Here is a 9,044-nt window from a genome sequence, read left to right as displayed (position 1 = left end):
ACCATCAGCGACGACTCGCTTGCGGCCAACGCCAGCAACACACAGGCCGTCACGGTGACGATTACCGGCACCAATGACCAGCCGCAAATCACCACCATCGAGGTCATTGGTGCCGTCACAGAAGACACCGAAACCGGTGCCTTCCTCACAGATACCGGCTCGATCTCCTTCTCCGACGCCGACACCACCGATCTCTCGGCTGCATCCGTTGCACTGACCACCTCCGCCACCAGCTCTGCGGCAGCGATTCCCACCGCCTTGGCCTCCGCTCTGGCCAGTGCTGTTGCGCTCAGCGGCGCCACCACCGCTGCCAATAACGGCACCGTCAACTGGTCCTTCGCGCTCGACAACAGCCTGGTTCAGTACCTGGCGGCCGGTGAAACCGTCACCGCCACCTACACGATCACCATCAGCGACGACTCGCTTGCGGCCAACGCCAGCAACACACAGGCCGTCACGGTGACGATTACCGGCACCAATGATGCTCCGGTGGTGACGACCAGCGCGACTGCACGCAGCGGCAGTGTCAGAGAAGCCGGCCACTTCGACAACGGCGTCATCGATAACGGTACGGCCACCGTCTCCGGCACACTCACCGCCTCCGATGTCGATACCGGCGCCACCCAGGCCTGGTCTCTCGTGGGATCTCCTTCCACCACCTACGGCGCGATCGCCATTGACACCGCTACCGGCGTCTGGACGTACACCCTCTATAACAACGCTGCTGCCACCCAGGCATTGGATGAAGGAGAAGTTGTCACCCAGACCTACACCGCACGGGTTACTGATGAGTTCGCCGCCTCAGCCGATCAGACCATCACGATCACCATCACCGGCAGCAACGATCTTCCCCAGCTGAGCACCGCCACTACCGGGCCGGTGATCATCAGCAATCCGCGTTTGCCAGGCAATGTGCCACTGGCGCCTGAGCTTGCGCTCAGTGATGTCGATCAGATCCTGTTCGGAGCGAGCGTCACCCTGCACGATGCTGCCAGCGGCGACATCTTCAACTGGAGCGTACCGGCCGGGGCTTCCGCTCTCAGCGTGAGCAGCAGCTGGGTGCCGGCCACAACCGAAGTGCCAGCCAGCCGCGTGCTCAGCATCACCGGAGAAGCCGCCCCCGCGGTTTATCAGGAGTTACTGCGCTCGCTCACCTACAGCAGCAGCTCCACGACTCCCTGGCGCCGGGATCCTCTTGTTGTGGCCAGCAGCCGCACGGACGTTCAGCTCACCTGGACCGTGGACGACGGCATCACCACGCCAGTGAGCTCCACCAGCAGCCTCCGCTTCATCAATCTCAAGCCGGAGATCTCAGCTGGCAGCGGCTATCTGCCTGGCAGCACCAACCCCTTGCCGATCGACGCCCTGCTCCGCGTCAGCGACCCTGACAACACCCTGCTGGCCTCGGCCTTTGTCCGCATCGAGGATTCCCACGCCGGCGACCGCTTGCTGTGGGACGCCGCCTTGGCGGCGTCCAAGGGCCTATCGCTTGCCTACAGCACCACCAATGCAGAGCTCTCGATCAGTGGCGTGGCTCTGGCGGAGGACTATCAGGCCGTGCTGCGAACCATCACCTACGCGGTGGATTGGAGTGAGACCTCGGTTCCGGCTGCAGGGAGCACCCGCAGCATCGCCATCCAGGTGGTGGATGCCAATGACGACACCCGTGGTCAGGCCAGCAGTGATTTCTACCGGACCACCGTTCAGCTGGCTCAGATCGCCAGTAGCCAGGCAGAGGGACTGCTTGCTTCGGCCACCACGCTGGAGGACAACGGTAGCGTGACTATCACAGAGCCTTCGGCGAAGCTTCCGGCCCTGCCCTTGTTCAATCCAGCCACCAGCACCCTCACCCTCACAGGTCGGCTTGCTCTCAGCGATGCCGACTTCGGTCAGCAGGTCTTCTCGCCTGTTGTGCGGGATTGGACGCCCAGCGCCGGTGCTGGCAATGGCGGGGAGAGCACTGCAGCCAACCTTGGGGCGTTGATGATCACGGCCGACGGCAACTGGACCTACACGCTCGACAACACCCATCCGTTCATCCAGGCTCTGAGCGCTGGAGAACAGCGACTGGAATCCTTCTTGGTGCAATCGCTCGATGGCACTGCCCGTCAGCGCATCGACATCACCATCGATGGGAGTGATGACCGCCTGGTGCAGTACGCCAGCCAGGTTCTGCAGTTTTCATCGGCGGGCAAAGACCCAGCCAGCGATGTTTATAAGCGCTGGGCTGCCAGCCAGGCTCTCGGTGCTCCTAATTCAGACTTTGGTGACATCGATACCGCCTGGTCGCCAAGGCGGCGCAACAGCGGCAGCGGCAATGGCGCGGCCTTCGACGAGTTCATCGAGCTCGGCTTCAGCCGCACCGTTTTCGCTACCGGTGCTCGTATCCACGAAACGGCAGGTCTGGGCTTCGTTCGCGAGGTGTGGGGCAGCTACGTGGATGACCAGGGCGAAAAGAGCTACACCACGGCACCACTTTGGATCGGAACCGATAACGCCGCCAGCAATGAACTCGCTCCTGGTGTGCTGGAGCTCAGCTTCGCCAACACCACACAGCTGATCAATGGACTATTGATCCTGGTTGACATTGATCATACCGACTTCTGGGAGCAGATTGATGCCGTGGAGCTGATCGGTATCGCCACTCCCGAGTCTTATCTGCCCCAGTCACCAACGCTTGACGAGGTCGCAGAAGACAACCGTGTCAACCTGGCGGAGAAGACGGCTGGTTTCATGCTGTCTGGTACTTACGACCATCACACCTCAACCCACGTGGATGTTCAGTGGGATGGCAAAACATATGCGGCTCAGCTCAATGCTGAGCAGGGCTTGTGGTGGTACACGGTTACAGCCGAGGACATCCCGCTAGATCAGCAGAGCTCCACTATCTCAGTGCAGAGCTTCGATCGTTCCGATTCCCGCAGTGGCGATCGCTTCGCCTCCAAGAGCGTGAGTGCCATTGTGGTGATCGACACGGTGGCTCCGGACCGTCCCACCCTGTCAGTAGTGGCCGTAGATGACGCTATTAACCAGTACGAGAAGTATGCCACTGGCGTTACGCTCAGCGGATCCGCTGAACCGCTCAGCGCTATAGAGATCGCCTGGGATTACAAACAGCCACGCAAAGTTCAGGTTGATGAGAATGGTGCGTGGAGCCTTCACTTCAGTTCTGCTCAGGTCCCCTTCGACGAAGTCAACAGCCACATCCTCGTAACAGCCATTGATGCTGCGGGCAACCGCTCGTCGACCTTTGATCGGCCGGTATTGATTGATACCTTTGCACCGCTCAAGGCCACCATCAATCCGCTTCATTGGAGCGACAGTGTGAATGCTGCTCAGAAGGCAGCTGGTGTTCAGGTGACCGGTAGTGCGGAGATTGGAGCGAGTGTTGATGTCAGCTGGGTCCAAGCCGACGGCAGCCTCATCACCCACACCACCACTGCCGATCGTGTCGGTGTGACCGGCATCGCCGGAGCCAGCAAAACGGTAACGCTGCGCTTTGGAACCACTCTGCTGGGAACGGTGGAGAGCGGTGTAAGCGGCGAATTCCTTTATCTCTTTGCAGAGGCAGATCTGACGCTGTTCAGTCAGAACGCTGGCGACACCTCTTTGGTTCTGACCGCTGGCTGGACTGAGAATGGCGTGCCGGTCCAGATCAGCCGCTTGCAGCTGGCCACCGGGCTGTGGCAGTCCACCTTCAGCAGTTCCGAAGTTCCTACTGATGGCAATGCCACACGCCTGGAAGCGGTGGCCACCGATTCCCAGGGCAATGTTTCGCGTGTGAAAACGGACGCCGTGCTGGTGGACACCCAGGCCCCGGCGGCACCGGTGATCAACGACTGGGATCGCAACCTGAATGCCCAGGAGCTGGCCGACACGCTGCTGATCAAGGGAACGGCCGAGCTTGGTTCAAGCTTGGTGCTGCGCCTAATGGAAGAAACCACCACGGCTCGTGCCAGCACAGGCCGGTGGACCGCTCAGTTCACCCCCGCCCAGCTGGAGCGCATCCGTGCAGCTTCCGTGCTGGCCGGCGGCCTGGCCACACTCACGGCCCAGGCGTTCGACAACCTCGGCAACGCCTCGCCCCTGTTCAGCCAGGTGCTCACAGTGGATGCCGTACTTCCCACGGTTCCAACCTTCAAGCGGGCTTCGGGCAGTTTCCTCTCAGCGGCTGATCGCCGCGATGGCTTCAACCTGGAAGGCACGGCCGAACCTCGAAGCACCGTGGAGCTCACCTGGGGCACCCTCCGGCGCTCGGTGATCGCCGCAGCCGATGGTGCCTGGGCTCTTCGCTTCGCGCCTGCCGAGATCCCTGCCGATACAGCCAGCTCCCTGCTCCTGGCACAGAGCGTTGATGCGGTTGGCAACCGCTCGAAGCTCGCTGAGCTGGCCCTGGTGATCGATACGGTTGCTCCCAGTCTTCAACTGCTCAGTGTTGGTGGTGCTGACAGTGTCTTGAATTCGAGCAGCGGCGATCAACAGATCACTGGCCTGGCGGAACCCTTGCGGCCTCTTAGCCTTTGGCTCAGCGGTGGCGGCCGCCTGAAGCCGTTGCTGCTGGCGGAAACGGTCGCTGATGGCCAGGGCATGTTCACACTCACCCTGACTCCCCCCCAGCTTGCAGCCCTCGGCGATGGCAACGGCCACAAGCTTGAGGCTCGTCAGACCGATGCCGCTGGCAACAGTGCCGTTTCTGCAGCCTTCAGCTTTGCAGTGGATATGGCAGCGCCCTCGATCAACCTGACTGGTATTGGCGGTGATGATGGCGTGATTTCCAGCGCCGCTGGTGATTCCCTGATCAGAGGAACCGCTGAGCCCGGTCAGCCCGTCACTGTGCGAGCCAGGGGTTCAGCCGGTACCACGCGCCAGCTGGGTGTGGTCACCCCCGATGCTCAGGGTGCATTCAGCCTGAGCTTCACGGCCAACGACATAGCCGCCCTCGGCCAAGGCAGCGGCTTCACGCTCACCCTCAGCCAAAGTGATGCCGCTGGCAACAGCAGCAGCAACACCCGCAGTTTTGCAATCGACACCATTGCTCCTGCTGTGCCGTTGATCCAGGCTGCCGGTGGCCTCGACACCACCCTTTCGACCGCAGCTGGTGACAACACCATCACGGGTCTCGGAGAAGCAGGGGCCAGCGTGAGCCTCTGGTTGACCGACAGCACAGGCACAGTCAGGAGCCTCGGAAGCACTGTGGCTACGGCCGCTGGGCAATTCAGCGTGAGCCTCAGTGCGGCCCAGCTGAGCGCCCTTCCCCAAGGTGGAGGATTGACCCTGGAGGCCCGGATCACCGATAGCGCAGGTAACACCGCCATCTCCAAGCCCTTCAGGGTCAGCGTTGACACCATCGCCCCAGCGCAGCCCACGCTGACCGACATCGGCGGTGCTGATCGCACTCTCACTACAGCGGCTGGAGCTGCCCAGATTCGAGGGACGGCAGGCGCACACAGCACTGTGGAGCTCGAGGCGGATGTGGACGGGGTGAAGCTGTCCCTCGGCAGCACTACCAGCAGCAGTAAGGGACTATTCAGCCAGGCGTTAACGCTGAGCAGTTTGGCCAGCCTCGGCCAGGGTGTCCGCAGCTTCTGGGCGGTGGTTCGTGATGCGGCCGGCAATGTGGCTCGATCGACGGCCATGGATGCCACGGTCGACACGGTGGCAGAGAACGTTCCCTTCAACCTCAGCCTCGGAGGCAGCGATGCTGTCGTGTCCACACTCTCTGGCGATCAATCGATCCGGGGTCAGGCCATTCCGGGACGCCCCGTTTCGATCTCGGTGATCGTCCCGGCCAGGGGCTCGAGCACCAGCTTCACGCTCGAGCTCGGAACGGTCATTCCAGATGCCACTGGCGCCTTCACGGCCGTGCTCAGCAGCCGCAATCTCCAGGACCTTGGCCAAGGCAGTGACATACAGCTGGTGGCCAGCCAGGCGGACGCTGCTGGCAATGTCGGTCGATCAGCACCATTGCTGTTTGAGATCGACACCATCGCTCCCGCGACGCCCCAGATCACGGCCGTGGGCGGCGCCGATTCTGTGATAACCAATGTGATGTCAGAATCAGGATCCGATACCGTCGTGCTCGGCACTGCACCAGCCGGCTCAATTGTGTCGCTCTGGGGCAGCAATGATGGCAGCACCTACAGCCTGCTCACGACCGTGACCGCCACTGCGAATGGTCGCTTCGCACAGGCACTCACTAGCGCCCAGCTGGCAACTTTCCAGCAGGGCTCCGGCCGCCTGCTCAAGGCGAGTGTGAGCGACGCAGCTGGCAACATCGCCACGTCCTTCCCCTTCACGTTCAGTGTGGAGACCCAGGCGCCAGCCGCACCCAGCCTCAATGGTGTGGTGGCGGGTTCCATCAGGTTCGACGCCGTGGCCAGTGCCGCCGGAGGGCTGAGCATCAGTGGTCAGGCCCCCGGTGCTGCAGCTGTTGAACTGCGCATTGGTGGAGTCACTGTTGAACCGCAGGCCCTACCGAACAGTGACGGCAACTGGACTCTGTGGATTAGTCAAGACAAGCTTCCCCTCAGCAAGACCCTGACGACAACTTCTCTGGAGCTGACGGCACTCAATCGCCATGGTGATCGCTCGGCTGCCACCAATGCCAGCCTACGGATTGATACAGCAGCCCCAACCGTCGTCAATCTGATTCAGCAGGGGGATCGCATCCGCATCATCCTCGACGAGGCTGTTCAGCTCTCCTCGGCGTTGACGCCCCAACAGTTCAGTGTCCGCGCTGGTGTGAGCCAGGTTGCTGTACAGGCAATCAGCAGCGTGGTCAATCTGGATGGGAATACTGAGCTGGCGTTACATCTTGCCCAGTCGTTAACAACCAATTCGGTGGTTAGGCTCAGCTACTCTGGCGCTGGAATTACGGACCCCTTAGGCAATTCCCTAGCAAACTTCAGCAACACCGCTATGAGCCATGTGCTGTCTTCATCCTCTATTGGGATGGCTGGCGTTATCCCTGCGTACAACTACAGCACATTTGAGCTGTCCGGCAACGCACAGGCAGACATTTCTGCTAACCAATACGACAACAGCCTCATTGGCAATGATGGTGACAACCTTCTACGCGGAGGCCTTGGGGCTGACGTCATTACTGGCGGCCCAGGCCGCGATACATTCGCGTATGCAGACTTGCGTGATTCTCTGCTAATTGACCCAGTGACCAACCAATGGGCGGTTGACCACATCAAGGATCTCACAATCGGCACAGATATAATTGATGGGCCCAATCCAATCCCTGCCGATGCATTGAAACGGGTCTCCAGTGCCACCTTGGCAATGGATCGCAGCAAGCTGAGTGAGTTGATGCCGAGCTCGCTACTGCCTGCTAACGGGGGCGCTGTCCTCAGTCTTGGCTCTGATCCTGCAAGTACCCGTACATTTTTGGTGCTAAACGACGGCATTGCCGGTTACAATGCCTATCTAGACAGCATGATCGAGATTACTGGGTACTCAGGTGTCTTGAGTGACCTGAGGGTAATTTGAGGACCGTGAAACTGTAACAATCAAGATTAGTTGTTGAGGGTACTTCGAACATTTTGAGCTCCATGCATATCCATAGATACGAAAAAGCCGCCCACGGAGGCGGCAGCGCCAAAGAGCTGATATTAAATCTTGCAAATACCGGCAAATAGGCTGGGCTATTCTCCGTAGATTTGAAGCAACGATGGCAGCATTAAAAGTGCGCTGGAGCTAGCGGAAAAAGCTGAAAGCAAGATTCTTCAAGCCAGAACAGGCTTCCGCTCCCTCAAGCCCAATATTTCTCACCAGCTTTACACCCATTGGCATGGTCATGCTACCAAAAAGTATGCGCAAGAAATGTTCTGATTACTGATTTGACGTGAATCAGCTCTTTGGCAGCGTCACTTAGAGAATGATTGCTCGCTCCCTTTTCATTGATCAGGCTTTCAAAACCACCAAGGCTCAACAAACTCGCGAAGCATTCGACGGAATATGCAGAATCCGCACAGACATAGTCAAGTTGATTTTCTGGAACGAGTGAACGCGGAAGCATTTGACTGTCGTAAACATTGGCGGGATTACGGCATAACGGAGGATAAAACAATAGTCAACATCGGCAGGTCGCCTGTCATAAACCTGGAATACAAGCTCTTCAACCACAAGCGCAAAGCTAGGCTAGGCTGAGGCTAAAAAACTAGTGAAGAACAAGCATCTTGAACAGGATCAGAGGATTAATCCTCTTGCGCCCTGCATTCCTCTTCCGATCCTGCGTGCAACCCTTTTCAAGAAGTGGACGAAATGATTCCCCCCGGGTTCGAATCAGAAATTAGACTCTCTATCCCATGGCTCAGCGAATATGCCAGACCTGATTATAGATCAGCAGATGCTTCAATCGCCTGAGATTTTGATTTATCGAGGTGCCCTTGATCAATTCTCGGGAGTTATAGGCGTGGAGTAATCGCTTGGTCCTAGCGGCGAAGGACTGAAAAGATCTGGAAGGTTTTCGTTAAGCAAATCGGAATCCTTCGGTCGAAATGAGTCTGTGAACTCATTACTCTGCAGGGGAGGCAGATTATTGGTGGTCGTATCAGTAAATGGCTGGTTCAGCTGACTAGAGCTCAATTCATTTCGGAGCATCGCATCCACTTGGGGGTCGCACCAAAATTCTGCATAGTTTGCCTGAGAGCCACTGATCCACACACATTGGAATGTGCGGGTTTTGCGTGATCTACAGTCGATAACTTGCCCGGGAATGATGAGACAAGAATAACGGTTCCCCGTCTCTGCATTGACGCACTCTCCAGTTCCATCATGATTGCCCGTGCATGAGGCCACAAATCCATCAACGGTATCAGCCTGAACCGCAGAGCCTTGCGACAGCGCCTGCAGTGTTGCCGATAAGGCAAGCAGCCGCAGGAGCGCTCGCATTCTGATCAAACTCAGATCACCTGCAGGGCGGTGAGGCTGCCACTAAATCCTGTGATCTCGATGATTGCATCATTCATAGTATCGAAACCAACTTTACTATCGTTGAGAGCTAAGAATGTGCGCTCGCCATTCTGAGGATCTCGGTG

The 9,044-nt window shown here is 58.7% G+C and carries 2 protein-coding genes; one reads left to right on the top strand and one right to left on the bottom strand.

The features are described 5' to 3' along the window. Positions 1-54: 54 nt before the first annotated feature. Positions 55-7,494 (top strand): VCBS domain-containing protein, encoded by a 7,440-nt coding sequence (locus KBY74_RS12110; protein WP_254942915.1) that lies wholly within the window; start codon positions 55-57, stop codon positions 7,492-7,494. A 1,415-nt stretch (positions 7,495-8,909) separates the two neighbouring features. On the opposite strand, the gene KBY74_RS13895 is transcribed toward KBY74_RS12110, so the two are convergent. Further along, the coding region (locus tag KBY74_RS13895; protein ID WP_396123187.1) for a bluetail domain-containing putative surface protein at positions 8,910-9,044 on the bottom strand (135 nt) is incomplete at its 5' end.

This window comes from Cyanobium sp. A1C-AMD (assembly GCF_024346495.1).
GTDB classification, from domain to species: domain Bacteria; phylum Cyanobacteriota; class Cyanobacteriia; order PCC-6307; family Cyanobiaceae; genus Cyanobium_A; species Cyanobium_A usitatum.
This window is presented reverse-complemented; position numbering and strand designations above follow the sequence as displayed.